Origin of the sequence: Stenotrophomonas sp. PS02297, assembly GCF_029959705.1 — a bacterium.
GTDB lineage: Bacteria > Pseudomonadota > Gammaproteobacteria > Xanthomonadales > Xanthomonadaceae > Stenotrophomonas > Stenotrophomonas nitritireducens.
Map to the genome: position 1 here is coordinate 19,042 of NZ_JASCOS010000021.1, position 25,443 is coordinate 44,484.

Annotated in this window: 20 protein-coding genes; 12 read left to right on the forward strand and 8 right to left on the reverse strand. The window is 70.0% G+C overall.

Features of this window, described 5'->3' with window-relative positions:
* Nucleotides 1-41 precede the first annotated feature (41 nt).
* The 5 genes from recD to QMX80_RS06920 form a co-directional block, all read right to left on the reverse strand.
* Nucleotides 42-1,970 carry an exodeoxyribonuclease V subunit alpha gene (gene recD / locus QMX80_RS06900; protein WP_282276095.1) on the reverse strand — a complete coding sequence of 643 codons (1,929 nt, stop codon included), beginning with the start codon at nucleotides 1,968-1,970 and terminating at the stop codon, nucleotides 42-44.
* A complete protein-coding gene (locus QMX80_RS06905; RefSeq protein WP_282276096.1) occupies nucleotides 1,967-5,593 on the reverse strand; it encodes an exodeoxyribonuclease V subunit beta in 3,627 nt (1,208 codons plus the stop codon). Before QMX80_RS06905 ends, recD begins: the two co-directional genes overlap by 4 nt.
* Nucleotides 5,590-8,946, reverse strand: a complete 3,357-nt coding sequence (recC, locus tag QMX80_RS06910; protein WP_282276097.1) for an exodeoxyribonuclease V subunit gamma — start codon at nucleotides 8,944-8,946, stop codon at nucleotides 5,590-5,592. The genes QMX80_RS06905 and recC overlap by 4 nt, the downstream gene beginning before the upstream one ends.
* A 199-nt stretch (nucleotides 8,947-9,145) precedes the next feature.
* Entirely contained in the window at nucleotides 9,146-9,721 is a 576-nt protein-coding gene (locus QMX80_RS06915; protein ID WP_282276099.1) for a DUF4276 family protein, read from the reverse strand.
* Nucleotides 9,718-10,911, reverse strand: coding sequence for an AAA family ATPase (locus QMX80_RS06920; protein WP_282276101.1), 1,194 nt, complete (start codon nucleotides 10,909-10,911; stop codon nucleotides 9,718-9,720). The genes QMX80_RS06915 and QMX80_RS06920 overlap by 4 nt, the downstream gene beginning before the upstream one ends.
* A 297-nt stretch (nucleotides 10,912-11,208) precedes the next feature.
* On the opposite strand from QMX80_RS06920, the gene QMX80_RS06925 reads away from it, so the two are divergent.
* The 6 genes from QMX80_RS06925 (at nucleotide 11,209) to QMX80_RS06950 (ending at nucleotide 15,356) form a co-directional block, all read left to right on the forward strand.
* The gene (locus QMX80_RS06925) at nucleotides 11,209-11,997 is read left to right on the forward strand and encodes an ABC transporter ATP-binding protein (protein ID WP_055768750.1); all 789 of its coding nucleotides are present in this window, start codon (nucleotides 11,209-11,211) and stop codon (nucleotides 11,995-11,997) included.
* Nucleotides 11,997-12,746, forward strand: a complete 750-nt coding sequence (locus tag QMX80_RS06930) for an MlaE family lipid ABC transporter permease subunit (protein ID WP_055768747.1) — start codon at nucleotides 11,997-11,999, stop codon at nucleotides 12,744-12,746. The genes QMX80_RS06925 and QMX80_RS06930 overlap by 1 nt, the downstream gene beginning before the upstream one ends.
* Nucleotides 12,747-12,853: 107 nt before the next feature.
* Nucleotides 12,854-13,372: an outer membrane lipid asymmetry maintenance protein MlaD gene (gene mlaD / locus QMX80_RS06935; protein ID WP_055768744.1), complete on the forward strand. Its 519-nt coding sequence runs from the start codon at nucleotides 12,854-12,856 to the stop codon at nucleotides 13,370-13,372.
* Between the two features lie 2 nt (nucleotides 13,373-13,374).
* The gene (locus QMX80_RS06940; RefSeq protein WP_282276108.1) at nucleotides 13,375-14,043 is read left to right on the forward strand and encodes an ABC transporter substrate-binding protein; all 669 of its coding nucleotides are present in this window, start codon (nucleotides 13,375-13,377) and stop codon (nucleotides 14,041-14,043) included.
* Nucleotides 14,033-14,341 carry an STAS domain-containing protein gene (locus QMX80_RS06945; protein WP_282276110.1) on the forward strand — a complete coding sequence of 103 codons (309 nt, stop codon included), beginning with the start codon at nucleotides 14,033-14,035 and terminating at the stop codon, nucleotides 14,339-14,341. Before QMX80_RS06940 ends, QMX80_RS06945 begins: the two co-directional genes overlap by 11 nt.
* Before the next feature lies 1 nt (nucleotide 14,342).
* Complete coding sequence (locus QMX80_RS06950) at nucleotides 14,343-15,356, forward strand: VacJ family lipoprotein (RefSeq protein ID WP_282276112.1); 1,014 nt, start codon at nucleotides 14,343-14,345, stop codon at nucleotides 15,354-15,356.
* A gap of 80 nt (nucleotides 15,357-15,436) precedes the next feature.
* Here QMX80_RS06950 and QMX80_RS06955 read toward each other — a convergent pair whose 3' ends face one another.
* From QMX80_RS06955 to rmuC, 3 genes are all read right to left on the reverse strand, one after another.
* A complete protein-coding gene (locus QMX80_RS06955; RefSeq protein ID WP_282276114.1) occupies nucleotides 15,437-15,619 on the reverse strand; it encodes a hypothetical protein in 183 nt (60 codons plus the stop codon).
* Nucleotides 15,620-15,722: 103 nt separating this feature from the next.
* Nucleotides 15,723-16,268, reverse strand: coding sequence for a glutathione peroxidase (locus QMX80_RS06960; protein ID WP_282276115.1), 546 nt, complete (start codon nucleotides 16,266-16,268; stop codon nucleotides 15,723-15,725).
* A gap of 51 nt (nucleotides 16,269-16,319) precedes the next feature.
* Nucleotides 16,320-17,867: a DNA recombination protein RmuC gene (gene rmuC, locus QMX80_RS06965; protein WP_282276116.1), complete on the reverse strand. Its 1,548-nt coding sequence runs from the start codon at nucleotides 17,865-17,867 to the stop codon at nucleotides 16,320-16,322.
* 258 nt (nucleotides 17,868-18,125) lie between these two features.
* On the opposite strand from rmuC, the gene leuE reads away from it, so the two are divergent.
* The 6 genes from leuE to QMX80_RS06995 all read left to right on the forward strand — a co-directional run bounded on the left by leuE (nucleotide 18,126) and on the right by QMX80_RS06995 (nucleotide 25,381).
* Nucleotides 18,126-18,740: a leucine efflux protein LeuE gene (leuE, locus tag QMX80_RS06970; RefSeq protein ID WP_282276117.1), complete on the forward strand. Its 615-nt coding sequence runs from the start codon at nucleotides 18,126-18,128 to the stop codon at nucleotides 18,738-18,740.
* Between the two features lie 26 nt (nucleotides 18,741-18,766).
* The gene (locus QMX80_RS06975; RefSeq protein WP_282276118.1) at nucleotides 18,767-19,126 is read left to right on the forward strand and encodes a DUF488 family protein; all 360 of its coding nucleotides are present in this window, start codon (nucleotides 18,767-18,769) and stop codon (nucleotides 19,124-19,126) included.
* Nucleotides 19,127-19,491: 365 nt separating this feature from the next.
* Nucleotides 19,492-20,931 (forward strand): amino acid permease, encoded by a 1,440-nt coding sequence (locus tag QMX80_RS06980; RefSeq protein ID WP_282276119.1) that lies wholly within the window; start codon nucleotides 19,492-19,494, stop codon nucleotides 20,929-20,931.
* 22 nt (nucleotides 20,932-20,953) lie between these two features.
* Nucleotides 20,954-21,358, forward strand: coding sequence for an arsenate reductase ArsC (locus QMX80_RS06985; RefSeq protein ID WP_282276120.1), 405 nt, complete (start codon nucleotides 20,954-20,956; stop codon nucleotides 21,356-21,358).
* A gap of 221 nt (nucleotides 21,359-21,579) precedes the next feature.
* Nucleotides 21,580-23,889 carry a TonB-dependent receptor gene (locus tag QMX80_RS06990; RefSeq protein ID WP_273083704.1) on the forward strand — a complete coding sequence of 770 codons (2,310 nt, stop codon included), beginning with the start codon at nucleotides 21,580-21,582 and terminating at the stop codon, nucleotides 23,887-23,889.
* 16 nt (nucleotides 23,890-23,905) lie between these two features.
* Nucleotides 23,906-25,381, forward strand: coding sequence for an esterase-like activity of phytase family protein (locus QMX80_RS06995; RefSeq protein WP_282276122.1), 1,476 nt, complete (start codon nucleotides 23,906-23,908; stop codon nucleotides 25,379-25,381).
* Nucleotides 25,382-25,443 lie beyond the last annotated feature (62 nt).

The window sequence follows — 25,443 nt, forward strand, 5'->3', positions numbered from 1 at the left end:
GGCTTCGCTGGGACAGCTTCATCGCTCAGTGAACTGCGCTCCTACAGATGGCCCAACCGCTGGGCGAGGCCGGAAAGGCGGCTGGCGTGGCGCGACAGCGCCGCTTCGATCACCGCCGCATCGCCGGCCACATGCAGGGCGTGGCGGGCGCGGGTGATGCCGGTGTAGAGCAGCTCGCGGCTGAGCACGCGGTTGTCGCGGCGCGGCAGCTGCAGCCAGACCTCGTCGAACTCCGAGCCCTGCGCCTTGTGCACGGTCATGGCGAAGGCGCTTTCGTGCGCGGGCAGGGCCGCCGGATGGAACGGGCGCGGATCATCGGGGTCGTCGCCGGGGAACCAGGCGGTGATGCCGCGCGCAGCGCCGTCGTCCTCGCGCAGGCAGATGCCGACGTCGCCGTTGAACAGCCGGTGGCGGTAGCTGTTCTCGGTGATCAGCAGCAGGCGGCCGTGGAAATGGGCCGGGGCGCCGCCGCGCGGGGTCGCGCCGCCGAGCAGGTCCTCGATGCGCGCGTTGAGCCCGCGCGCGCCCTGCGGGCCTTCGCGCACGGCGGTGAGCAGGCGCAGGCGCCCGGCCAGGGCGAGCGCCTGCGCCGGGTTCGGCGCGGCGGCCAGCGCGTCCCAGTAGCGTTGCAGCGGTTCGCGCCAGGCCTGCAGCGGGTCGTCCTCGTTCTCGTGGAAATGCACGCCGGGCAGGTGCCCGTCGCGCAGCAGCGACAGCGCGCGTGCGGCATCGCCCTCGCGCATCGCCGCGGCCAGCGGCGCCAGCTGCAGCGCCTCGCTCTGCCGGTAACCCCGCTGCAGCTGCACGCGGGTGCCGGCGAAACCGCTCGACGGCATGGCGATGCTCTCCGCCGGCAGTCCGCCCAGCAGCGCCTGCAATGCCTGCGCGTCGTCCGGCGCGATGCGCGTGCCGTCGCCGGTGGCGCGCAGGATGGCGCCGAGCACATCGCCGGCTTCCACCGACGGCAACTGGTCCGGATCGCCGAGCAGCACCAGCCGGGTACCGCTGGCCACCGCCTCGACCAGCTTGGCCATCAGCGGCAGGTCGATCATCGACGCCTCGTCGACCACGACCGTGTCGTACGGCAGCGGGTTGTCGGCGTGGTGGCGGAAGCGCGGCGAATCCGGGATCACGCCGAGCAGGCGATGCAGGGTGGTGCCGGCGGTCGGCAGCTGCGCGCACAGCGCGGCGTCCACGCCCAGCTGCGGCAGTTTCTGCACGGCGTTGCGCAGGCTTTCGGCCATGCGCTCGGCGGCGCGGCCGGTGGGTGCGGCCAGCGCCACGCGCGGCGGCGCGCGGCCGGCGGCATGGGCCTGCGCGGCCAGCAGCACCAGCAGGCGCGCGATGGTGGTGGTCTTGCCGGTACCGGGCCCACCGGTGACCAGCAGCAGCGCGTGGCGCAGCGCCAGCGCGGCGGCGCGGGCCTGCTGGTCGCCGGCGACGGAAGCATCCGCGGCGGCAGCGGCAGGCGCCTGCGCGAACAGGTCGCCCTGCGCGGACGGCATGTGCGGCGCGGCGTCCGCGTGGCCGGGGAACAGCTGCGCGAACAACGGCGCCTGCGCCGCCGGATCGCCCGCCTCCAGCGGCGCCCGGCCGATGCGCTGCAGGCCCAGCGCCAGCCGCCGCTCGTATTCGCGGTAGCGGCGCAGGTACAGCAGGCCGTGTTCCCAGGCCAGCGGCGCCTGCGCGGCCTCAAGGCTGCCGTCGTCGGGCATGGCGACCCAGCGCGAGGCCTGCAGCTGCGCGATCCACGCCTGCGGCTCGGGCCACGGGAGCGGAGCTTCGATCAACCGCGCAGGTTGGGTCGGGTCGAAACCGGCATGGCCCTGCGCCACCGCCAGTGACGCCAGCGCGGCAGCAGCGAGTACGGCATCGGGCGTTTCCGGATCGAGGCGGCGCAGGCTCTGCGCCAGCGCGTGGTCGAGCGCGCGCAGCGCGCCGGCCTTGGTGAGGGCGGCCAGCAGGCTCATGCCCGGCCTCCCACGCGCGCCAGCAGGGCGGCGTGCGCTTCATCGCCGCCGGCGAACAGCGCGTCCACCGCGTGCACCAGTTCCGGCGCGAAGCGATGCGCGTGCAGGCCGGGCGATGGCGTGCGGGTCGCGTCCAGGCCACGGCAGAACAGGTAGCGGATGCCGCCGAAATCGCGCGCATAGACGTAGCCGTCGCCCACGCGGAAGCGCAGCCAGCGGTGCAGCGCCACGGTGTAGATCAGCGCCTGCAGGTCGTACTCGCTGTGGCGCATGGCCGCCTCCAGTTGCGCCGGGGCGTAGCCGGGCAGGCGGTTGGATTTGTAGTCGAGCACGTACCAGCGGCCATCGCGCACGTAGGTCAGGTCGATCTTGCCGGTCATCAGCCCTTCCAGGCGGCCGCGCGCGCCGAAGCCGTGGCGGCCGCGCACCACGCCGTGGGCGTGCAGCACGCGCAGCAGCGCCGGCACCGCGGTGGGCTGCATGGCAAAGTGGAACTCGATTTCGGCGCGGCACTCGCCGGCGCCCAGCGAATGCAGCGCGCCGCCCTCGGGCAGGGCCACGGTCAGGGTCTGGCCGACCAGCGCGGTGAGTACGGCCACGCCATCGTCGATGTCGGCCCCGGCATAGCCTTCGGCGCGCAGCGCCCGGGCGATGACCTCGGCCTGCCCTTCGGGCGCGCCGTCGCCGGGCCGCCAGCCGCTCCAGGCGCCGAAACCGGTGTTCTCCAGCGCGGCGTGCAGCACGTTGCCGAAACGGCTGCCGGCGAAGCGCGGATCGAAGGCTTCCTGCACCGCGGTCGGATCCTGCACGGCTTCTGCTTCGGTCTGCGCCGGTTCGTCGGCGGCGCCACCGCTGTCTTCGGTGGCGGCGGCCGAGGTGTCGTGGCCGGCCTCGGCATGGGCGAGCTGGGTGAAGCTGTAGACCCACCAGTCCTGCGACAGCGCGCGGCGCACGCTGCGCACCGGCGGCAGCACCGCGTCGCGCTCGGGTGGCAACCTCGCCGGCAGCGCGTCCACGCCGCCTTCGACGATGCGGATATAGGCGTGCGCGGCCAGGCGCGGCATGTCGCCGAGCATCGGCCCCAGCCGCGAGCCGGGCAGCCCGGCCAGCGCGCCGCCGGCGATCCACAGCGCGTGCTCGGCGCGGGTCAGGCCGACGTAGAGCAGGCGCGCGGTCTCGGCGGCGTCCTCGGCGGCGGCCTGCTGGCCGACGGCCTTCCAGTCCTCGGCGTCCTTGTCGATCTTCCAGTGCAGCACGCGCTGCGCGCCGTCGTGCACGGTCCGGTGCGCGTCGGTGTCCGGCGCGCGGCCGTCGATGCCGACGAAGGGCAGGTAGACCAGCGGGTATTCCAGGCCCTTGCTCTTGTGCAGGGTGATGACCTGGACCCGGTGTGCGTCCGATTCCAGGCGCAGCAGCTGGGTCTCGTCGCCGTCGTCGGCATGGGCGATGCGCGCCTGCAGCCAGTCGAGCAGGCCATGCAGGCCGATGCTGCGGGTGCCGGCCTCCTGCAGCAGTTCGCCCAGCTGCAGGTAGTTGGTCAGGCGGCGCTCGCCGTCGACCAGCGCCAGCAGGCGTTCGGCCTGTCCGGCGCACAGGTCCGACAGCATCGCCAGCACGCCGCCGCGCTGCCAGCGTTCGCGCCATTGCAGCAGGCGTTCCTGGTGCCAGCGCTGGCGCTGGCCTTCGTGTTCCATCGCGGCGATGGCGGCGGCGCTTTCGCCCAGCAGCACGGTGGCCAGCGCCGCGCGCAGGCGGCCTTCGTCGGCCGGCTGCAGCAGGGCCAGCAGCAGCAGGCGCAGTTCGTGCGCCTCGGCGGTGGAGAACAGGCTGTGCTTGCCGGCCGCGACCGCCGGGATGCCGACCGCGGCCAGGGCCTGCTGGATGCGCGTGGCTTCGCGGTGCGAGCGCACCAGCACGGCGATGTCGCCCGGGCGCACCGGGCGGCCGCCGATCAAGGCCTTGCCCTCGCGCGCGGCGGACAGCACGCGGTGGATGTCGGCCACGCAGGCCAGGGTGGCAGCGTGGCGCGAGTCGTCGGCCTTGAGCGGCTTGCCTTCGTCGTCGGCGTCGATGAGGTGCAGGGTCAGCGCCGGGGCCGGGACGCCATCGAGCAGGTAGTCGGCGTCGCTGCGCTTGCTGCCCGGTTGCACCGGCTCGAAGCGGATGCGCGGGTCGAGGAAGGCCTGTTCGCCGGCGTTGGCGTACAGCGCGTCGATCGCGCGCAGCAGCGCCGGGCGCGAGCGGAAGTTGTGCGCCAGCCGCGGCGCCTCGGCGGCCCGCTCACGGGCCTGCAGGTAGGTATGCACGTCGCCGCCACGGAAACCGTAGATGGCCTGCTTGGGATCGCCGATCAGGAACAGCGCGGCGTCCCCGGCCGGCTCGGCGAACACGCGGCGGAAGATGTCCCACTGGCGCGGGTCGGTGTCCTGGAATTCGTCCACCAGGGCGAAGCGGTACTGCGCACGCAACCTCGCGGCGAGCGTGGCGCCGCCCTCGCCGTCCAGCGCGGCGTGCACGCCGTCGATCAGGTCGTCGTAGGTCTGCACCCGGTACTGCAGCTTGTGCCGCGCCAGGCGCTGGCGGGCTTCGTCGCGCAGTTGGTGCAGCAGGACGATGGACTGCTGCCGGCGCCAGGCGTGGAAGCGGGCCAATGCCTGCACGTAATCGGCGATCAACGGCTGCAGCGGCGAGACCGGGGTACTGCCGGCCCAGGCCTTGAGGGTCTTGGCGGTGAGTGCTTCCAGGGTGAGCCGCTCCAGCCGCTCGTCCAGCGCGGCGGCCGGATCGGGATGGCGCGCCCAGTGCAGCAGCTGCTGGAACAGCGGCTCGATCCAGTCGGCCTTGTAGCTGGCCTTGTTGAGCACGCCGCCTTCCAGCGCGGCGCGCAGCTGCTGCAGGTAGGCCTCGCCGTGCGTGTCCAGCCCGTCGGCCAGGCGCCGGGCGGCGGCGTCGCGCAGCGGGCGGGCCTCTTCCAGCGGCGCCGGCGGCAATGCCGGCAGCAGCGGCAGGTCGGCGACCAGCACCGGCAGGTCGGCGGCCAGCGCCTCGGGGGCTTTCCACAGGCCCAGCAGCGCTTCCAGCGACTCGCCGCGACCGGCATGCAGGCGCCACAGGTCGGCGGCCAGTCCGGCATGCAGCTGGCGGGTATTGGTCAGCAGTTCCGGCGCGGAGAAGCTGTGGCCGCTCTCCAGCGCGTGTTCGCCCAGCACGCGGGTGCAGAAGCCGTGGATGGTGAAGATCGCCGCCAGGTCGGTTTCCTCGGCGGCGATGCGCAGGCGCCGGGCCAGCTGCGCGGCGCTTTCCGCGCCCTGCTGCAGGTGGCGTTGCAGGATGGCGCGGGTGAGCACGGCTTCCGGGCTGTCGCCTTCGGCCGGCGCGGTGTCCGCCAGCCGCGCGGCCAGGTCCAGGCGCTCGCGGATGCGCTTGCGCAGTTCCTGCGTCGCCGCGTCGGTGAACGTGACCGCCAGGATCTGGCCCATGCGCAGGCCCTGTTCGACCACCAGCCGGGTGAACAGCGTGGCCAGGGTGAAGGTCTTGCCGGTGCCGGCGCTGGCCTCGATCAGGCGCAGGCCGTCCAGCGGCAGGTCGAGATACGGGTCGGCCACGGGCGCGGCGGCGTTCATGCCTGCACCTCCGTCTCGGCCAGTACCCGGCCCTCGCGCAGCGCGGTGAATATCGACAGGCTGTTGTGGATAAATCTGTTGGTAGTGGCCGCGTCGGCGAACGGATCGGCGCCGCGCAGGGCCAGTTGTAGGGCTTCGCCGTCGCGCTCGCCCCAACTGCGTTCGCTGCCGTACCACTTCTCGCGCGCGGCCTTTTCGCGCTTGTCCGGATCGGCGTTGTAGATCGCCCAGCCGGTATAGGGGGCGAATGGCAACGGCGCCTGCAGCCCCTGCGAACGCAGCTGCAGCAAGGCTTTCAGCGCGTCCTTGGCCTGCGCGGTGGGCGGCGCCGGCAGGGCATGCGGGCCGAAACCGCCATCGCCATCCTCGATGAACTGCAGCAACGGCTGCTGCATGCCGGCGGCATTGGCCAGCAGCCAGTCCAGCCCGCTGCGCAGCACCCAGGCCACGCCCGGCGCACCAGCCTGCAGGCGCGCCAGGCCCTGTGGATGAATCTGTGCGATGCGGCCGTGCACGGTGATGCCGTCGATCGCCACTTCCAGCCGCTGCGACTGCAGCGGCGCGCCGTCGTACCAGCGCGCGAACGTCTCCGCACACGGCCGGATGCGCCCGAGCAGCTGCTCGAACTGCTGCCGGCCGAGCGCACCGGAGGGCAGCAGGGCGCGTGCGCGCAGGCGCTCGTACAGGCCCTGCCCGCGGCCTTCCAGCAGGGCGGCGAGCACCTGCTGCTGCAGCGAGGAATGCTCGCGGCCGCGTTCGGGCAGCACCAGCGGTTCGATGTCGTCGCTGGCCTCGATCCCGCCGCCCAGGCGCAGGCCCAGCCGCTGTTCCAGGAACTGCCCGGCCGGGTCGGCCAGGAAACGGCGCAGCGCATCCAGCGACAGGCTCGGTTCCTGCAGGACGTCCGGCAGCGGCGCGGCCAGTTCGCCGGCCGACCACGGCGCCAGCGGCTGGCGTTTCCCACCAACCGCGCCCGCCGCCGGATGCCACTGGCGGCGATAGCTGAAACGCCGCGGCTCGCCGTCGCCGCCAAACGCGGCCGGGGCGAAGGGCTGCAGCGGATGGCGCACGACGATGGCCCTGCGCGCGGCCGCCGGATCGGCGTGGCAGGCGGCCACCGCGTCGATCAGTTCGCTGACCAGCACCGAAGGCTCGCGCACGCTGCCGTCGCGCGCATCGGCGCCGAGATAGCTCAGGTAGAACACCTCCTGCGCCGAGGCCAGCAGCTGCAGGAACAGGAAGCGGTCGTCCTCGCGCAGCGAGCGGTCGCCGTGGCGGCGGCGCGCGGTGCCGAGTTCGGCGGTGAGCCGGCTCAGCCCCGCGGCCGAGTCGCGGCGCGGGAAGTCGCCATCGTCCAGGCCCAGCACGCAGATCGCGCGGAACGGCAGCAGCCGCATCGGCACCATGCGGCCGAAGCTGACGCCGCCGGTGAGCAGCGGCGCGCGGGTATCGGCTTCGGACAGCACCGTCGCGAAATGCGCGCGCACCACCTCGGCCGGCACCGGCGCGTCGAAACCGGCCTTGCCGGCTTCCTCGGCGAATTCGTCGGCGAGCTTGCGCAGGCGCTCCAGCGCGCGCTGGGTGGAGGGCTCGGCCGGGGTTTCCGGCAGCAGCGCGTCCAGCAGCCCGAGCAGGCGTTCGCGCCACTGCGCGGGCGCCAGCGCCTCGGCCAGCGTCTTCTGGTGGCGGGCGAGCACCCGCAGCAGGCGGATCAGCGCATCGAGCGCGGCCAGCGCGCTGCCTTCCAGCTCCGGCCACGGCGCGACGCCGGCCAGGTCGTCGTCGCTGCCGCTGGCATGGCCGAGCAGCAGCCGGTCCAGCGCGAACTGCCAGGTGCAGGCGTCGTCGGCCGGCGCCTGGTGCTGGCCGCGATGCGCGGCATCCAGCCCCCAGCGCGCGCCAGCGGCCTGCAGCCAGCCGTGCAGGCGCTCGAACGCGGCCGCGTCCAGCCCGGCGGCCGCGGCCAGCGGCGGGCTGGCGAGCAGGTCGAGGATCTCGTTGAGGCCGAAGCGCGACACCGGCAGGCCCAGCAGCTGCACGAACACCTCGGCCAGCGGCTCGCCCTGCAGCGGGCTGGCGTCGGCCAGCGCCCACGGGATGTGGCCCTCGCCGGCGCCGCGGCCGCCGAACACCGATTCCAGGTACGGCACGTAGGGGTCGATGTCCGGCGCCAGCACCGCGATCTCGCGCGGCTGCAACGGCGGGTCGAAGCGCGGGTCATCCAGCAGCGCGCGCAGCTGGTCGTGCAGCACCTGCATCTCGCGCAGGCGGGTGTGGCAGGCGTGGATCTGCACGCTGGGGTCGTCCAGCCGCAGCGCCGGGCGCAGCGGCGCCGGCGGCAGTGCGCGGCGGTGGAACAGGTCGGCCTGCAGGCGATGCAGCAGGCTGTCGCGCAGCCCGCCTTCGTCCAGCGACCTGCCGGTGCGCTGCTCCGGATCGGCGTAGGCGGCGATCTCGCCGGACGGGTGCACCACCTCGTAGCTGCCCAGCACCGCCATGAAGTCACGCCCGGCCGCGCCCCAGGCCTGCAGCAGCGGGTTTTCGCCGGCGGCGCTGCCGAACGGATCGTCCACGCCGCCGCGCAGGCGCTCGGACAGGGTCTGCAGGTCGCCCCAGTAGGCGCGCGTGGGCGTGGGCAGGTAGAAGTGCAGGGTGCCGACCCGCGCCTGGGTGGCGATCACCCGCAGCACGTCGGGCGAGACGTTGAGCGTGGCGAAGGCGAACAGCCGCGGCGGCAGGCCCTGCGGCAAGGGCTGGCCGGCGCCCTCGAAGCGCGCCAGGTAGTCGTTGATGCGGCGCGCGCGGTGCTGGTGGCCGCCGGCGATGCGGCGCCAGAGGATGGCCTGCGGGTCGTCGGGATCGGCGCCGGCCTCCCAGCGCAGCAGCCAGTCGCGGCGCCAGGCCTGGTACTTCTCGAACATGCCGCCCAGTTCGGCGGCGAGCGACCATGCGCGCAGCGGGTCGTCGCGATCGAGACCGTTCCCGTGCAAATACGACCGCAGCCCCGCCATCGCCGGCAGCCGCATCAGCGCCTCGTCGGTCAGCGCCGCATACAGCCGCCAGTGCAGGCCGGCGGCGCCGAGGTCGTCCTGCTCGCCGGGCACGTTTTCCTTCAGCGCGCGCGCGACGAACTCGCCGGGGGTGAGGAACTCCAGGTTGGCGGCGATGCCGTACTCGGCCGCGAGCGTGGACTGCAGCCATCGCCGCATCGCCACCTGCGGGATCAGCACCCTATCAGCGGCCAGCAGCGGCTGCCCGGGCGCAGGCTCGCGCAGCGCGTGGGCCAGCAGCGAGGCGAGCACGTCCAGTGCGTTGGAGTGGTAGAGGCGGAAGTCCGCGGCGGCATCAGACATGGCCACGCCATTGTGCCGGAGAGCAGTTGCGGTTGCTGCGGACAAGCAGATATTCAATCGCGAATTTTCGGAATGCGGCTGTCTGATTCTTCCCATGCACCCGCTTCAGGGCCGATGTGGAACCAGCCGATCCGGACAGCCATCGTTGCCGCAGGCGGCCGCTATTCCCAAAGTGAATATCCGAGTTTCATCGAACCGTTCAGGCCAGAAGGGCCGCTTCCATCCGCCGAACGCCACCAATGAGATTCCTGAAACTTGGGGAGCGCGTGTTGCCCAGATCAAGGTGCTTTCCGATTTCGCGGGAGCCGGCGACCTTCTGGTACTGGCCCCGGGTCAATGTCCCCAACTCGCGACTGGGACTGCCAAGATGATCAGGAGAGCGGAATTTCCTGCTCCCCTGCTGTTTTGCGATTCCCGGGATACACAAGGCCGTTTCCACGGCTGCCAGATCCGCAAGGTAGAAGGTTTCCAGTTCCGTGCAGGCAATGCGGACAAGGCATGCTGCCGGTTTGCCAGTCTGGGCGCACAAGGCCAACAGGCGCTGTTTCAGGGCAATGCAATCCTGATGACTGTCCTGATCCCGAACCACGATGAAGCGAGCATCCGGGTTCTGATAGCCGCGGATGCGACGCACGATCTTCTTTTCCAGATCCTGCTTGCCTTCAAACGGAATCAGGCGCGGCACTATCCGCGCGTCCAAGATTCGTGGAAGCAGGCTTTCGAGCAATGCCTCAGCCGAACGTTCTTCCAGAAGGAAAACCAACTCCCTGGTCATTGCGGATCGACCCCTTCGAAGAAGCCCTGCTTCCACAGATAGCCGAGTTGATCCCCCTCTCTCATGTAAGCCGTGATCTGCGCATCGTCCCTGGCGCGGCGGATTTCGGTGTAGCCATTGCGCTTGACCAACCAGCAGACCTCATCCAGTTCGATCGCATTGAGGAAATCGGGTGAATGGGTCGACACCAGCACCTGCCCACCTCGATTGGCGTATAGCCGAAACTCCTCGGCCAACTCCGCCATCAAGCGAGGGTAAAGCTGGTTTTCCGGCTCTTCCACGCACAACAACGGATGCGGCTTGGGATCGTGAAGCAGCACCAGATAGGCGAACATCTTGATGGTGCCGTCGGAGACATAGCGATCCAGAAACGGTGTCTTGAATGCACCATCCTGGAAGCGCAGGGCCAGATAACCATCTTCCATCAACTTGGATTCGACCGTTGATACACCAGGCACGCGTTTTGCCATCGTGTCGAGAATCTTCCGGAACACCTGCGGATGCTGCTCGCTCATGTAGCGGGCGACCAGCGGCAGGTTCTCCCCGGTCGGCGAGAGGTGTTCCGAATCGCCAGCGGCTTCCTTGCGACCACGCGCGGCATTGATGTGGAAATCCGATACATGCCAGTTTTCGATCAGCTGGCGAAAGGCATTTGCAGCCTTGAACCGTTCGAACTGGCCCAGCCCCTTGATGGCCAAGGTATCGGGCGAAACCTTCTGGCTCTCGCGGGCAAGTTCTTCGTCGGACTTGCTGAAATCCTCTTCATTGGTGATGGCATAGCCTTCACCATTGGTGAAGTTCAGGAAATGGAAAGGGCTGCCATAGCGGCCGCGTTTGTAACGCAGGATTTCCCGCTGCACTACTGGTGAGCCATTGATCTGGCCGATCTGCAGCGCATACGTAACCAGCCGCTCCACGCCTGTGATTTCCATGCGGTACTGCAGTTCGATCTGGATGCTGTCCGTGGCCGGGTCGCAGCCGCGACTCAACACCTCAGGGAAGCGCCCGCGCTTGTCCAGCGCCTGACGGACATTGCCCCTGAGGCAATCGTGCAGAAAGCCGAACACATCGAACAAGGTCGATTTTCCCGAGCCATTGGCGCCCACCACCACGAGAAATGGTGGGATGTCAGTCAGGTGGATGTCCTTGAAAGCCTTGAAGTTGGCCAGACGAATGGATTCGATCTTCATGACGCAGCTACCAGGAAGCGGGACGGCAACGGAGAAGGATACGGGGGATTGGCAACATCATGCGGACAACCCAGCCCACGGCGGCCCTTCAGGGTCGCCCGGCTTCCTTCATGCAAGGCTTCCATCCAATCCGTAGCCCTCCATCACGCCACAGAATTGCCGCTAGAAAAACCAGGCGTTCCGCCCATGGGCACTGACGCCGGGGGTCGGTCCGGAGACAATACTGCACGGTCCAGTTCTCTTTTGTTCAGGCGGACCCGATAATCCTGCTACGTTGGTTTTCCGTTAAAGGCCGCCATGTCCCCTCCCCGGACGCCCCTGGTGCAGTTGTCCGACGTCCGCATCGACCGCGGCGGGCGCACGATCCTGCGCGACGTTTCGCTGGACGTGCCGCGCGGCAGCATCACCGCCGTGCTCGGCCCCTCGGGCACCGGCAAGTCCACGCTGCTGGCGGCGCTGACCGGCGAGCTGCGCCCGGTCGCCGGCCACGTGCGCCTGTTCGGGCAGGACATCCCGCACGGCAGCCGCGCGCTGCTGGAGATGCGCCGCAACGTCGGCGTGCTGCTGCAGGGCAACGGCCTGCTGACCGACCTCACCGTCGCCGAGAACGTGGCGCTGCCGCTGCGCACCCATACCCGCCTGCCCGAACCGGTGCTGCAGCGGCTGGTGCGGATGAAGCTGCACGCGGTGGGCCTGCTGGCCGCGGCCGACGCGTGGCCGCGCGAGCTGTCCGGCGGCATGGCGCGGCGCGTGGCGCTGGCCCGCGCGCTGGCTCTGGACCCGCCGCTGATGATCTACGACGAGCCGCTGACAGGGCTGGACCCGATCGCCTCGGGCGTGATCATGAGCCTGATCAAGCGCCTGAACGACAGCCTCGGCCTGACCAGCATCATCGTCAGCCACCATGTGCACGAGACCCTGCCGATCTGCGACCAGGCGCTGGTCATCGCCAACGAAGGCATCGTCTTCTCCGGCACGCCGGAACAGCTGCAGGCCAGCACCGACCCGCTGGTGCGGCAGTTCCTGCACGGCCAGCCCGATGGCCCGATCCCGTTCGATGCCGCCCCGCGCGCGAGGGTTGCCTGATGCCGTTCGCTTCTTCCATCCGCTCGCTGGGCCGCGCCGGCCTGTTCTCGCTGACGGTGCTGCGCGGCTCGCTGCCGACCCGCGACTTCCTGGCCGAGCTGACCCGCGAGATCTACAAGATCGGCGCACGTTCGCTGCCGATCATCGCCGTCGGCGGTGCCTTCGTCGGCCTGGTGCTGACCCTGCAGGGTTACCGCACGCTGACCACGTTCGGCGCGGCCGACGCGCTGTCCACCCTGCTCGGCCTGTCGCTGTACCGCGAACTGGCGCCGGTGCTGACCGCGCTGCTGTTCATCGGCCGCGCCGGCAGCTCCATCGCCGCCGAACTGGGCCTGATGCGCGCCACCGACCAGATCAAGGCGCTGGAACTGATGGCCATCGACCCGGTGGCCAAGGCAGTGGCGCCGCGCTTCTGGGCTGCGGTGCTGACCGTGCCGCTGCTGACCGGCATCTTCTGCTCGCTGGCCATCACCGGCGGCTGGTTCGAGGCGGTGCAGGTGCTGGGTCAGGACAACGGCACGTTCTGGTCGGGACTGCGCGGCAGCGTCGACTTCTGGGACGACTTCGCCGTGGCCCTGCTCAAGTCGGCGATCTTCGGCGGCACCGCGGCGCTGGTCGCCGCCTACGTCGGCTTCCACGCCGAACCCACCATCGAAGGCACCTCGGTGGCGACCACCCGCGCGGTGGTGAACGCCTCGCTGCTGGTGCTGATGTTCAACTTCGTGCTTTCCGCACTGATGTTTCATTGATGCGAGTCCCTCGCAAGAGCCCGCACATCCCTGTGCGGGGATCTGACGAACAACCCGCTTCGCCCGAACCGACGAAGCATCTGCTGGATCAGGAGTGAGACAAAAACATGGCCATCCGTGGACCTCGACTCGAATTCTCCGTCGGCGCCTTCCTGCTGCTGGCGCTGGCCTCACTGCTGGTATTGGCGGTGGCTTCCACCAACCAGCGTTTCGGCATGGGCGGCGGCGACTACGTGCTGAAGGCGCGTTTCAGCCAGATCGGCCAGCTGCGCAAGCAGGCGCCAGTGAAGGTCGGCGGGGTGACCATCGGCCAAGTGGCCGATATTCAGCTGGACCCCGTTAAATACGACTCCATCGTCACCCTGTCGCTGGACGGCAAGTTCAAGGACCTGCCCGCCGACACCTCGGCCGGCATCTTCACCAGCGGCCTGCTGGGCGAGAGCTATATCGGCCTGCAGCCCGGCGGCGATCCGGACGTGCTCAAGTCCGGCGACGAAATCGTGTTCACCCAGCCGGCGGTGGACCTGATCCAGCTTGTCGGCAAGTACATGTTCAGCGGTGGCGGCAACAACGCCTCCGAGCCCGCCCCGGGCACCCACGACACGCCCTCCAAGGAAGAGCCGTAATCATGAAGACCCGACTGCTCACCACCGTGCTCGCCTCGGCCCTGCTGGCCGCGGCCCCGACGCTGGCCATGGCGCAGGCGCGCCCGGCGGCCACCGCCGCGCAGCCCTCGGCCGCCGCGCGCACCGTGCTCGACGCCAGCTCGCGCATCCTGTCCGCGCTGGAGACCCGCCGCGCCGAGTTCCGCGCCAATCCGGCCGCGCTGCGCGGCTTCATCGACAGCGAGCTGAGCCGCGGCTTCGACCGCGACTACGCCGCCCGCCTGGTGCTGGGCGTGCACGGCCGCGGCGCCGCGGACGCCGACGTGAAGCTGTTCGCCGACGCGATGGCCGACAACCTGATGGCGCGCTACGGCTCGACCCTGCTCGACATCCAGGGCAAGCCGAGCTTCCGCTACAAGGGCGAGGCCGCGCTGCCGGGCAACCGCGGCGTGAAGGTGTCCACCGAACTGGTGCGCGCCGGCAGCGAGCCGACCCCGGTCGAGTACCTGATGCGCGACGTCGGCGGCCAGTGGAAGATCTTCGACGTGATGATCGAAGGCATCTCCTACGTGCAGACCTTCAAGAACCAGTTCGACGCCCCGCTGCGCCAGAAGTCGATCAAGGACGTGGCGGCCGAACTGCGCAGCGGCAGCATGCAGGCCAGCGCTGGCCCGGCGCCCCGTGGCAAGTGACGCCACCGCGCGCGTCGAAGGCGACGCGCTGCACCTGGCCGGCACGCTCGACCGCGCCGCGGTAGTGGCGCTGTGGCCGCAGCTGGTCCGCCAGGCGGGCCAGTCGCGCCGGCTCGACCTGCAGGCCGTCGAACGCGTGGACAGCGCCGGCGTGGCGCTGCTGGCCGAACTGGCTGCACGCCTGCGCGGCAATGGCGGCGCTACCATCGTCGGCACGCCTGCGGGGCTGGACGAACTGCGGGCGGCCTACCGGCTGTCGCCGGACCTGGATTTCAACGCCTCCCCGGCGGAACGCTGACATGAACCTCCTCCGCACCCTCCCCCTCCTGGCCGCCGCGCTCCTGCTCGGCGCCTGCGCCGGCAAACCCGTGCGCGGGACCGCGCCGCCGGCCGCTACCCACGTCGCCACGGAACAGCCCGCGACCGCGCAGGAACCGTTTCCCGCCGCGCCCGTACCGGAAGTGCCGCAGGTCGCCGACGACACGGACGCGGCAACCGCGACGCCCGCGCCGGTGCAGGCGACCGATGCCGGCACTGCAGACACCGCCGCGCCCACCGACGCCGAAGACGACTTCGCCGCGTTGTACGGCGGCCCGACCGCCGAGCCCGGCGCGGGCAACGGCACGGCGCCGGCCTACGATCCGTGGGAGAAGTACAACCGGCAGATGCACCGCTTCAACCTGGCGGTGGACCGCGGCATCGCCCGCCCGCTGGCCACCGCCTACGTGCACGTGGTGCCGCGCGTGGCGCGTACCGGGGTGAGCAACTTCTTCAGCAACCTGCGCTCGCCGCTGACCATGGTCAACCAGCTGCTGCAGGGCCATGCCGACGACGCCTGGGACACGCTCGGCCGCTTCCTGATGAACTCCACCCTCGGCATCGGCGGCCTGTTCGATCCAGCCAGCAAGGCCATGGTGCCGCGCCGCAGCGAGGACTTCGGGCAGACCCTGGGTACCTGGGGCTGGCGCCAGTCGCGCTACGTGGAACTGCCGTTCTTCGGCCCGCGCACCGTGCGCGACGTGTTCGGCCTGGCCGGCGACACGCCGCTGTCGCCGCTGCGGCGCATCGAGATGGACAAGCTGCGCATCGGCCTGCAGGGCCTGCAACTGGTGGACACCCGCGTGCAGCTGCTGTCGCTGGACGACATCCGCGACAGCGCGGTGGACGAGTACGCGTTGACCCGCGACGCCTGGCTGCAGCGCCGCAACTACCAGATCGAGAAGGATCTGCGCCGCGACCGCCGCCGTCACGAGGACGACGAGCAGACCACCATCCCGGTCGATGCGATGCCGATGCCCGACTGGGGGCGTTGAGCGCACTGCCAGCGATGGATGGAAAAAAGCCCGGGGAAACCCGGGCTTTTTTCTGGATCGGCGCCGGAGCCTGGGGCGGGTCAGCCGCCTTCCTGGCGCCTGGGCTGCTGCAGCACCAGCAGAAGCGTGGCGATCGGCCCGAGGATCAGCGACAGCAGCCCCCAGTTCATGCCGCTGCGTCCCTTGCCCTGGGCGAGGCCGGCATTGATGAGCGCCAGGGTGAACCAACCAACCGCGAATCCGCCGGAATTGCCTGTTGCCATCCTTCAATCACCTCTCTGCCTGTTGCCCGTTATGGCGCCCTGGAACCGGCCGCTGCTGCCTGGCGGCAGCGGCTTCCATCCCCGGCCTTTGCCCGGAGCGGGCTCAGGCCGCCAGCGCGGCATCAATCGCCGCACGCAGGCCGGCGTCATCGGCCGTGGTATCCGGCGAGAACCGGCCGATCACCTGCCCGTCCTTGCCGACCAGGAACTTCTCGAAGTTCCACAGGATGCCCGGCGCCGGGTTGGGTTCGATGCCGAAGCCGGCCAGCTTCTCGCGCATCGGGCCTTCGCCGCTGGCGGCCGGCTGCGCGGCGATCAGCTGCTGGTACAGCGGGTGCACGTCGGCGCCGGCGACGCTGATCTTGGCGAACATCGGGAAGGTCACGTCGTAAGTGAGCGAGCAGAACTGCCTGATCTCGTCCTCGCTGCCCGGCTCCTGGCCGTTGAAGTTGTTGGCCGGGAAACCAAGCACCTCCAGCCCGGCGCCCTTCTTTTCGCGATAGAGCTTTTCCAGCCCCTCGTACTGCGGGGTGAGGCCGCACTTGGAAGCGACGTTGACCAGCAGCAGCACCTTGCCGGCATGGTCGCCGAGCGTGGCCGGGGCGCCGTCGATGGTGGTCAGCGGGATGTCGCGCACGGAAGCAGTCATGGTGGTTCCTGAGGGGGAAGGGAGCGCCAGCATAAACCGGTATCACGCCGGTCAGGCGTCGCCGGACCCGGTCCCTTGTTCCTCGCCCTCGTCATCGCCGCCGAGTTCGCCGAGCAGCGCCTGCGAAGCGTCGGCGGACAGCGATTCCACGCCGCGCAGCTTGCGTTCGATGGTGCGCGTCTTGCGGCTGGCATCGCCCAGGCTCTTGCCGACGGTGTTGATCTGCTTCTCGGCCTTCTCGAGGATGCCGGCGAACTTGCCGAACTCGCCCTTCACCGCGCCGAGCAGGCTCCACACTTCCGACGAGCGCTGTTCGATGGCCAGGGTGCGGAATCCCATCTGCAGGCTGTTGAGCAGGGCGGTGACCGTGGTGGGGCCGGCGATGACCACGCGGTGTTCGCGCTGCAGGACGTCCATCAGCCCCGGGCGGCGGATCGCCTCGGCGTACAGCCCTTCGGTAGGCAGGAACATCACCGCGAAATCGGTGGTGTGCGGCGGCACGATGTATTTGTCGCAGATCGACCGGGCCTGCACGCGCAGCGCGCGCTCGAGCTGGTTGCCGTTGGCGCGCACCGCTTCCTGGTCGCCGGCTTCCTGCGCGTCGAGCAGGCGCTCGTAGTCCTCGCGCGGGAACTTGGAATCGATCGGCAGCCATACCGGCGCCTCGTCGCCACCGCGGCCAGGCAGGCGCACGGCGAAATCCACCATCTCGTTGCCGTCCGGGCGCAGCTTCACCCCGCGCGCGTACTGCTCGGCGGTGAGGGTCTGCTCGAGGATGTTGTCCAGCTGCACCTCGCCCCAGCCGCCGCGGTTCTTGACGTTGCTCAGCACGCGCTTGAGGTCGCCCACGCCGGTGGCCAGCTGCTGCATCTCGCCCAGCCCGCGCTGCACCTGTTCAAGCCGCTCGGAAACCAGCTTGAACGACGAGTCCAGGCGCGTGTTGAGCGTGCTCTGCAGCTTTTCGTCCACGGTCTGGCGCATCAGCTCGAGCTTGCCGTCGTTGCCGTCCTGCAGGTCCTTGAGCCGCGCTTCCAGCGTCTGCCGCATCTCGGCGATACGCTGTTCGTTCCGCTGGGTAAGCTCGGCCAGGCGCTGGCCCAGCATCTCGCCGAAGCGCTGCTGCGCATCGCCGCTCTCCTGGCGGCCGTTGCGCGTTTCCTCCAGCAGCGCCTGTTGCAGCGCCGCCAGCTGCTTGGCGAAAAGTTCCATGCGCGCCTGCTGCTGCTGGCCGAAGGCGTCGAGCTGCCCGCGCACGTCCTGCAGGCGCGCATCGAGCAGCTGCGCCATCTGCTGGCGGGCATGGGCGTTTTCCTCGCGGCCCTTGCGCGCGTCGTCGGTGAGGCTGTCGCGCAGCAGGTCCAGGCGCTGGTCGGTACGGGTGGACAGGTCGGTGAGGTTGCGGCTGAAGCCGTCCATGCGCGCATCCTGCTGGCGCGACATGCCTTCCAGCTGCTCGCGCAGTTCGCCGCGGCCGTTGCGTTGCTCCTCGCGCAGCGCGTTTTCCAGCGCGGCATTGCCGGAACGACGCAGCAGCAGCGCCAGTTGCAGCGCGATGATGACCAGCAGCAGGCCGGCCAGGATCAGGGTTTCGGTTTGCATGGAACGAAGTGTAGCCCCGCGCGTCTCAACGGCTGCGCCGCTTCTGCGATCATGTGCTCCCCACGCGTGTTCCGTTCCGCCATGAAGCCCTCGCCTTCCCGTCTCCTGCCCCGGCCGCCGTTCGCTGCGGCGACTTCGTGGACCCTCGCCGCAGGTGCCGCTGCCGACGCTGCCGACGCTCGCCGCGACGGCGGGGCGTTGGCGCATCCGGCCGCGCAGCGCGCGCACTGAGCCCTCGGGAAGATCGCCATGCCGTGGATGGGCATCAACGACCTGGGCACCTTCGTGGTGGCCGTCATCCTGTTCCTGATGCTGCCCGGGCCGGGCACCTTCACCCTGCTCACCGCCACCGCGCGCGGCGGCGTGCGCGCCGGTTACGCGACGCTGGCCGGGCTGATGCTGGGCGACCAGATCCTGATCGCCATCGCCGCCACCGGCGTGGCCGCACTGCTGAAGGCGCACCCGCTGCTGTTCGCCGGGCTGCGCTATGTCGGCGCGGCCTACGTGGTCTGGGTCGGCGTGCAGCTGCTGCGCGAACCCGCGGCCGCCGGCGCCGCGGCGCCGCTGCAGCACGGCCGGCGCTGGTTCCGGCAAGCCCTGCTGGTGGGCGTGCTCAACCCCAAGGCGATCCTGTTCTACATGGCCTTCTTCCCGCTGTTCATCGACCCGGCCACGCAGCGCGGCGCGCTGACCCTGGCGCTGATGGCGGGCCTGATCGCCGTGCTGAGCGTGGGCTGGTGCTCGGTACTGATCTTCGGCGGCCAGTTCATCGCCCGGCGCCTGGCCGGCTACCCGCGCGTGGGCGTGTGGCTGCGGCGGGCGGTGGGCGTATGCTTGGTCGCGTTCGGGATACGGCTGGGGCTGGAAAGCTGAAACGCTCCGGCGCTGCGGAGGTCGGCATGCTCATCCACTGCAAACGCGCTTACGAACCCGCCATGGCCGACGACGGCCAGCGTTTCCTGGTCGATCGACTGTGGCCGCGCGGGGTCAGCCACGAGCGCCTGCAGGCGCAATGGCTCAAGGAAGTGGCGCCCAGCAACGAACTGCGGCAGTGGTTCGACCACCGCGCCGAGCGCTGGGACGAATTCCGGCAACGCTACTGGCGGGAACTGGCCGCCCAGCCGCAGTTGCTGGCGCCGCTGCGCGACGCGCTGGCGGCCGGGCCGGTGACGCTGGTGTATGGCGCCCGCGATACCGGGCACAACCAGGCCGTGGCCCTGCGCGACTATCTGCTGGCGCATCCGCGCCGCGCCGCGTAGGCACGGCGCTTCAACGGGAAGGCCCTGGGTGGGGCAAGCCCCACGCCTGCGTCCTCCGTTGCCGCCTGGATACAAGGCTGGTCTGCAGCGTGCATCGCCGCGAACCCCTTAGGCACGCTACCTGCGGCATCGTCCGCGGGGCCGCGGGGCAGCATGTTCCGGTCCCGCCTTCGATGGCGGGAACCGCTGCGGGCCGCCAGCGTGCGCACAAACGCCGCTGCGGGCGGCTTTTTGTGCCGGATCCGTCATCCGGGCTACCGCCCATCGCCAAACCCCATGAAAGCAGGCGGAATTTCTGGCTTTGCTGCGCTGCGTTCGGCGAAACTCGGCCCCTTTCCCGAATACCCACGAACCGCGAGGTCCGCATGCAGTCCTGGCTCCGGCGCAAATCCATCGACCAGCTCACCCAGCACGAGGAAGGCCGCCGGCTGATTCCTTCGCTGAGCTGGCCCCACCTGGTCGCGCTGGGCATCGGCGCCATCGTCGGCACCGGCATCTACACCCTGATCGGCGTGGGCGCGGACAAGGCGGGCCCGGCGGTGCTGATCTCCTTCATCGTCGCCGGCATCGTCTGCGCCTGCGCGGCGCTGGCCTACGCCGAGCTGTCGACGATGATGCCGGCCGCCGGCAGCGCCTACACCTACAGTTACAGCGCGCTGGGCGAGACCATCGCCTGGGTGGTGGGCTGGAGCCTGATCCTCGAATACTCGCTGGTGGTGAGTACCGTGGCGGTGGGCTGGTCGGGCTATTTCACCGGCTTCCTGGAGTGGCTGCATACCTCGTTCGGCTGGAACGTGATGCTGCCGCATGCGCTTTCCGCCGGCCCGCACGTGGAAGGCGGCTTCCTCAACGTGCCGGCCATCGTCATCACCTTCCTGGTCGCCGGCATGCTGATCGCCGGCACCCGCGAGAGCGCCACGGTCAACGCGGTGCTGGTGGTGTTCAAGCTGATCGCGCTGGCGGTGTTCGTGGCGGTGGCGCTGCCGGCGTTCGACCCGGCCAACCTGCAGCCGTTCATGCCCTATGGCTTCCCCAAGTCGGTCAGCGCCGATGGCGTGGAACGCGGGGTGATGGCGGCCGCGGCGATCATCTTCTTCGCCTTCTACGGCTTCGACGCGATCTCCACCGCCGCCGAGGAAACCAAGAACCCCAAGCGCGACCTGTCGATCGGCATCGTCGGCTCGATGGTCGGCTGCACCATCATCTACCTGCTGGTGGCGCTGGCCGCGGTCGGCGCTATGAGCTACACGGTGTTCGGCAAGAGCGCCGAGCCGCTGGCGCTGATCATGCGCGAGCTGGGCCACGGCACCGCCGCGCTGGTGATCGGCATCGTCGCCATCATCGCCCTGCCGACCGTGCTGCTGGCCTTCTTCTACGGCCAGAGCCGCATCTTCTTCGTGATGTCGCGCGACGGCCTGCTGCCGCGCGGGTTGTCGCTGGTGAACAAGCGCACCGGCACGCCGGTGACCATCACCCTGTTCACCGCGGTGCTGGTGGCCGCGCTGGCCGGCGTGGCGCGCCTGGACGAGATCGCCGCGCTGGCCAATGCCGGCACGCTGGCCGCGTTCACCGCGGTCGGCCTGTGCCTGCTGGTGCTGCGCAAGCGCGAGCCGGGACGCCCGCGCACCTTCCGCACGCCGCTGGCCTGGGTGGTCGGCCCGATCGCGATCCTGGGCTGCATCTACCTGTTCTTCAGCCTGCCCACCCGCACCCAGGTGTGGTTCGCGCTGTGGAACGTCTTCGGCCTGGTGGTCTACGTGCTGTACAGCCGCCGCAACGCGGTGCTGGGCAAGCGCACGGCCTGACCCAGGCGACATGGCCGCGCCGGTGAAGCGGGTTCTCTTCGTGTGCGTGGAGAACTCCAACCGCAGCCAGATGGCCGAGGCCTTCGCGCGCATGCTCGGCGGCGCGGCGGTGGAAGCCTACAGCGCCGGGTCGCGTCCTTCCGGCGTCATCAATCCCAGGGCCATCGCGGCGATGGCCGAACTGGGCTACGACCTCGCCGCCCACCATTCCAGATCGCTGGACGAGTTGCCGGACGTCGAATTCGACTTCGTGGCGACCATGGGCTGCGGCGACGCCTGCCCTCTCATCCTTGCCCGCCAGCGCGCGGACTGGGCCCTGCCCGACCCGCGCGACATGGCGCCGGAGCAGTACCGCGGCGTGCGCGACGACATCCGCGCACGGGTCGCAGCGATGCTCGCCGCACTGGGCGTTCCGCTCCTGTCCTGATCCGCGCCCCCATCGAACCCATCGCCGCCGCAACGGCGGCGACGGATGCGCGCCGCAATACGCCTGTCATCACCTGCTGGAAGACTGCCGGCCGCGACGATGACGCCGGGGCCGCATCGCCGTAGTTCCGGTCCCTTGCGTCTGGCTCGTTCCTCCCACGATCCGTGGACGGGCCGACACCTTGGGGGGCGGCCTGTCCCCCACGACAGGCTCCGATCCCGATGAATCATTCCCTGCTTGCCCTGGCCGTCGCCATGGCGATGGCTTCCTCCGCATACGCCGGCGAAACCGCCGCCCCCGCCTCGGCCACCGAACTGGATGCGGTATCGGTGATCGGCAGCGGCGAACTGCGCCAGGTGCAGCGCATCACCCCGGAGAACCTGACCGTGCTGCCGCCGGGCACCAGCCCGCAGAAGGTGCTGAACCTGCTGCCGGGCGTGAACGCGCAGTCCACCGATGCGCTGGGCACCAACGAGCAGTCGATGACCGTGAGCCTGCGCGGCTTCACCGGCACCAAGCTCGGCCACACCCTGGACGGCGTGCCGCTGGGCGACAGCGCCTACAACAACTACAACGGCCTGAGCATCAACCGCGCCCTGCTCTCCGAGAACCTGGGCATGGTCGAACTGGCGCAGGGCATCGGCAACCTGTCCACGCCGTCCACCAGCAACCTGGGCGGCGCCATCGCCTACTTCTCCAACGCGCCGCTGAAGGAGATGGGCGGACGCGTGGTGCAGACCTTCGGCAGCGACGCCAACCGCCGCAGCTTCGCCCGTTTCGACACCGGCGAGTACAACGGCTTCTCGATGTACGTGTCGGGCATGAACGCCGGTTCGGACCTGTGGAACGACCAGGCCGCCTACAACGATTCGTCCACCCGCCAGTTCAACACCAAGGCGATGTACGAGAATCAGTGGATGCGCCTGACCGGCTTCGCCGACGCCTCGCGCACCACCCAGGCCAACTACTTCTACCTGTCCAAGGACAGCATGGCGCGCGGGCTGGGCTGGGACTGGGGCGGCTATGCGCCGGACTGGGCCAAGGCCGTGGCCAAGGCCTACTGCAACAAGGGCACCTACGTGGCCGCACGCTGTGACGCCAGCGGCCCGGACACCGACGCCGACGGTGCCTTCACCGCCGGCCAGATCCTGCGCAACGACGACCTGTACTACCTGTCCGGCGAATTCTTCCCGACCGACACGCTGACCCTGCGCGTGCTCGGCTACCGCCACCAGGACGATGGCGAGGGCCACAACTGGAACAGCGGCGCGTGGTCGAACAAGGGCACCGCGCAGGAACTGCCGATCATCTTCCGCAACACGCTGTACAGCATCGACCGCCGCGGCGGCACCTTCGGCGCGGAATGGCAGCTGGGCGCGCACCGCCTGCAGGCCGGCGGCTGGTACGAAGAGAACACCAGCAGCGCCTCGCGCTACCAGAGCGCGGTGGACGGCCCGCGCGATTTCAGCGGGCTGGCCAAGGGCCAGCCGGACGTGGGCGTGTTCGCCCAGGAAACCGAGTGGAAGACCCGCCAGTTCCACCTGCAGGACACCGTGCACCTGCTCGGCGACCGGCTGCGCCTGGAAGGCGGCTTCAAGGCGGTGAACGCGCAGTCGCGCGCACGCGCCCTGCCCGGCATCGCCAAGACCCCGATCGCGCCGACCTCCAACAACCAGTTCGCCACCGGCAACCTGCGCGCGCGCGATGCGTTCCTGCCCAGCGCCGGCGTGTACTTCCAGCTCGACGCGCGCCAGGAACTGTTCGCCAGCTATGCGGAGAACATCGCCATGTTCCAGGGCGGCTTCAAGCTCGGCCCGCAGGCGGTGAGCCAGGCCACCTGGGACAGCCAGGCCACGCTCAAGCCCGAGCAGTCGCGCACCTTCGAACTGGGCTACCGCTGGATCGGCGACAGCGTGCAGCTGTCGCTGGCCGGCTACGACGTGCGCTTCGACAACCGCCTGCTGCAGTACAACCCCTGCGACTCGCGCCAGCCGGTGGGCCCGGAGTGCGGCAACCGCTTCTACAACGTCGGCAGCGTGGACAGCCGCGGCGCCGAACTGACCGTGCTGTGGACCCCGACCGCGCACCTGAGCTGGTACAACTCGGCCTCGTTCAACGATTCCACCTACGGCTCGGACTACATGCAGAACGGCGTGCTGGTGCCGACCAAGGGCAAGACCCAGACCGATACGCCCAAGACCCTGCTCGCCAGCGAACTGAAATGGCACAGCGGCCCGTGGTCGCTGGACCTGCGCGGCAAGTACACCGGCAAGCGCTACTACACCTACACCAACGACCAGGGCTTCGGCGGCTTCACCGTGTTCGACGCCGGCGCCGGCTACGACTTCGGCCAGCTTGGCGTGCTGCAGAAGTTCAAGCTGTCCTTCAACGTGACCAACCTGACCAACAAGCGCTACGCCAGCAACCTGGACTCGAGCGTGTTCGCCCCGACCGACCCGGCCGGCAAGCTGTACGTGTTCCATGCCTCGGCACCACGGCAGGTGTTCCTGTCGCTGGATGCGCGTTTCTGAGCCCGGGGCGCCAGCGATGAACCTGCTCGCCGCCGCACTGCTCGCCGCCGCACTGGGCGGCGGCGTGGCCTGGACCACGCCGCATCGGGTCACCGACGCGCCACCGCGCGTGCACGAGATCGAAGGACGGCGCTACGTCGACCAGGGCCTGGTCGCGGCGGGCATGCTGCCGGCGGCGAGCGTCGATTTCCTCGGCGATACGCTGGGCTCGTTCTCCTCGTTCGCGGTGGCGCCGGGCAGCTGGCGGCGCACCGCCGACGGCGGCTACGAGGGCGTGCTGTGGACTCTGCCCGACCGCGGCCGCAACGATCCCGAGGCCGGGCTGTTCTACGACTACCCGGCGCGGCTGGAACGGTTGCGCATGAGCATCGCGCCGGCCACTGCCGGAGCCATCGGGCAGGTGACGCTCACCGTGGATGGCGGGCTGGAACTGCGCGATGCCGATGGCCAGCCGTTCACCGGCGCCGACCCGGACGATGGCGTGGCGGTCCGCGGCGGCATCGCCCTGCCGGTACCGCGCGAAGGCGCCACCGGCGCCGGCAGGATCTCGCTGGATGCCGAATCGCTGCAGTTCACCGCCGATGGGCATTTCTACGTCGGCGACGAGTACGCCGCGCACATCTACTACTTCGACGCCGGCGGCCGCCTGCAGGGCGTGCTGGTGCCCCCACCGGCCATCCTGCCGATGCGCGACGGCAGGCCGTACTTCAGTTCGCTCAAGGCACCGCACAGCGGCCGCCGCAACAACCAGGGCGTGGAAGGCATGGCGCTCTCGCCCGACGGCACGCGCCTGTTCGTCGCACTGCAGAGCGCGCTGGTGCAGGACAGCGCCAGGGGCGACGCCAGCGGCCGCATCAATACCCGCGTGCTGGTCTACGACGTCTCCCGCGAGCCGGTGCCGAAGCACCCCATCGGCCATCATGTCGTACAGCTGCCGGCTTATGCCCTCGCCGGCGATGGCGGCAAGGCCGACCGCACCGCCGCGCAGAGTGAGCTGCGCGCATTGGACGACCATCGTTTTCTGCTGCTGGCGCGCGATGGCAACGGCCTGGGCGGCAATGCGGCCGCACCGGTGTTCAAGAGCGTGCTGCTGGTGGACACCACTGGCGCCAGCAACCTGGCCGGCAGCCGCTACGAGACCGGTACCGGGAGCGTGCTGGCCGACCCGGCCGCCACCGCGCTCAAGCCGGGCATCGTCCCGGCGCGCTGGAGCGAGCTGCTGAACCTGCTGGACCCGGCACAGCTGGCACGCGCGGGCCTGCGCCTGGACGGTGTCGCCGCGGACGATCCGCAGCGCCTGTCGGAAAAGTGGGAGGCGATGGACCTGCTGCCTGCGCTCGACCCGGCGCATCCGGACGACTGGCTGCTGCTGGTCGGCAACGACAACGATTTCATCGCCCGCCGCTGCGTGATGCAGGGCGAGGCCTGCGATTCGCCGCTGGACAACGACAACCGGGTGCTGGTCTACCGGCTGACCCTGCCGCGCCCGTAGGAGCGGCTTCAGCCGCGATGGGGCTTTACCAGCAAAGCCTGGTTCCTGGTAAAGCCCCATCG

What these genes read in the sequence shown, in the direction of transcription:
- recD (WP_282276095.1), bottom strand. Translation starts at nt 1,970, where the DNA reads ATGAGCCTGCTGGCCGCCCTCACCAAGGCCGGCGCGCTGCGCGCGCTC.
- QMX80_RS06905 (WP_282276096.1), bottom strand. Translation starts at nt 5,593, where the DNA reads ATGAACGCCGCCGCGCCCGTGGCCGACCCGTATCTCGACCTGCCGCTG.
- recC (WP_282276097.1), bottom strand. Translation starts at nt 8,946, where the DNA reads ATGTCTGATGCCGCCGCGGACTTCCGCCTCTACCACTCCAACGCACTG.
- QMX80_RS06915 (WP_282276099.1), bottom strand. Translation starts at nt 9,721, where the DNA reads ATGACCAGGGAGTTGGTTTTCCTTCTGGAAGAACGTTCGGCTGAGGCA.
- QMX80_RS06920 (WP_282276101.1), bottom strand. Translation starts at nt 10,911, where the DNA reads ATGAAGATCGAATCCATTCGTCTGGCCAACTTCAAGGCTTTCAAGGAC.
- QMX80_RS06925 (WP_055768750.1), top strand. Translation starts at nt 11,209, where the DNA reads ATGTCCCCTCCCCGGACGCCCCTGGTGCAGTTGTCCGACGTCCGCATC.
- QMX80_RS06930 (WP_055768747.1), top strand. Translation starts at nt 11,997, where the DNA reads ATGCCGTTCGCTTCTTCCATCCGCTCGCTGGGCCGCGCCGGCCTGTTC.
- mlaD (WP_055768744.1), top strand. Translation starts at nt 12,854, where the DNA reads ATGGCCATCCGTGGACCTCGACTCGAATTCTCCGTCGGCGCCTTCCTG.
- QMX80_RS06940 (WP_282276108.1), top strand. Translation starts at nt 13,375, where the DNA reads ATGAAGACCCGACTGCTCACCACCGTGCTCGCCTCGGCCCTGCTGGCC.
- QMX80_RS06950 (WP_282276112.1), top strand. Translation starts at nt 14,343, where the DNA reads ATGAACCTCCTCCGCACCCTCCCCCTCCTGGCCGCCGCGCTCCTGCTC.
- QMX80_RS06955 (WP_282276114.1), bottom strand. Translation starts at nt 15,619, where the DNA reads ATGGCAACAGGCAATTCCGGCGGATTCGCGGTTGGTTGGTTCACCCTG.
- QMX80_RS06960 (WP_282276115.1), bottom strand. Translation starts at nt 16,268, where the DNA reads ATGACTGCTTCCGTGCGCGACATCCCGCTGACCACCATCGACGGCGCC.
- rmuC (WP_282276116.1), bottom strand. Translation starts at nt 17,867, where the DNA reads ATGCAAACCGAAACCCTGATCCTGGCCGGCCTGCTGCTGGTCATCATC.
- leuE (WP_282276117.1), top strand. Translation starts at nt 18,126, where the DNA reads ATGGGCATCAACGACCTGGGCACCTTCGTGGTGGCCGTCATCCTGTTC.
- QMX80_RS06975 (WP_282276118.1), top strand. Translation starts at nt 18,767, where the DNA reads ATGCTCATCCACTGCAAACGCGCTTACGAACCCGCCATGGCCGACGAC.
- QMX80_RS06980 (WP_282276119.1), top strand. Translation starts at nt 19,492, where the DNA reads ATGCAGTCCTGGCTCCGGCGCAAATCCATCGACCAGCTCACCCAGCAC.
- QMX80_RS06990 (WP_273083704.1), top strand. Translation starts at nt 21,580, where the DNA reads ATGAATCATTCCCTGCTTGCCCTGGCCGTCGCCATGGCGATGGCTTCC.
- QMX80_RS06995 (WP_282276122.1), top strand. Translation starts at nt 23,906, where the DNA reads ATGAACCTGCTCGCCGCCGCACTGCTCGCCGCCGCACTGGGCGGCGGC.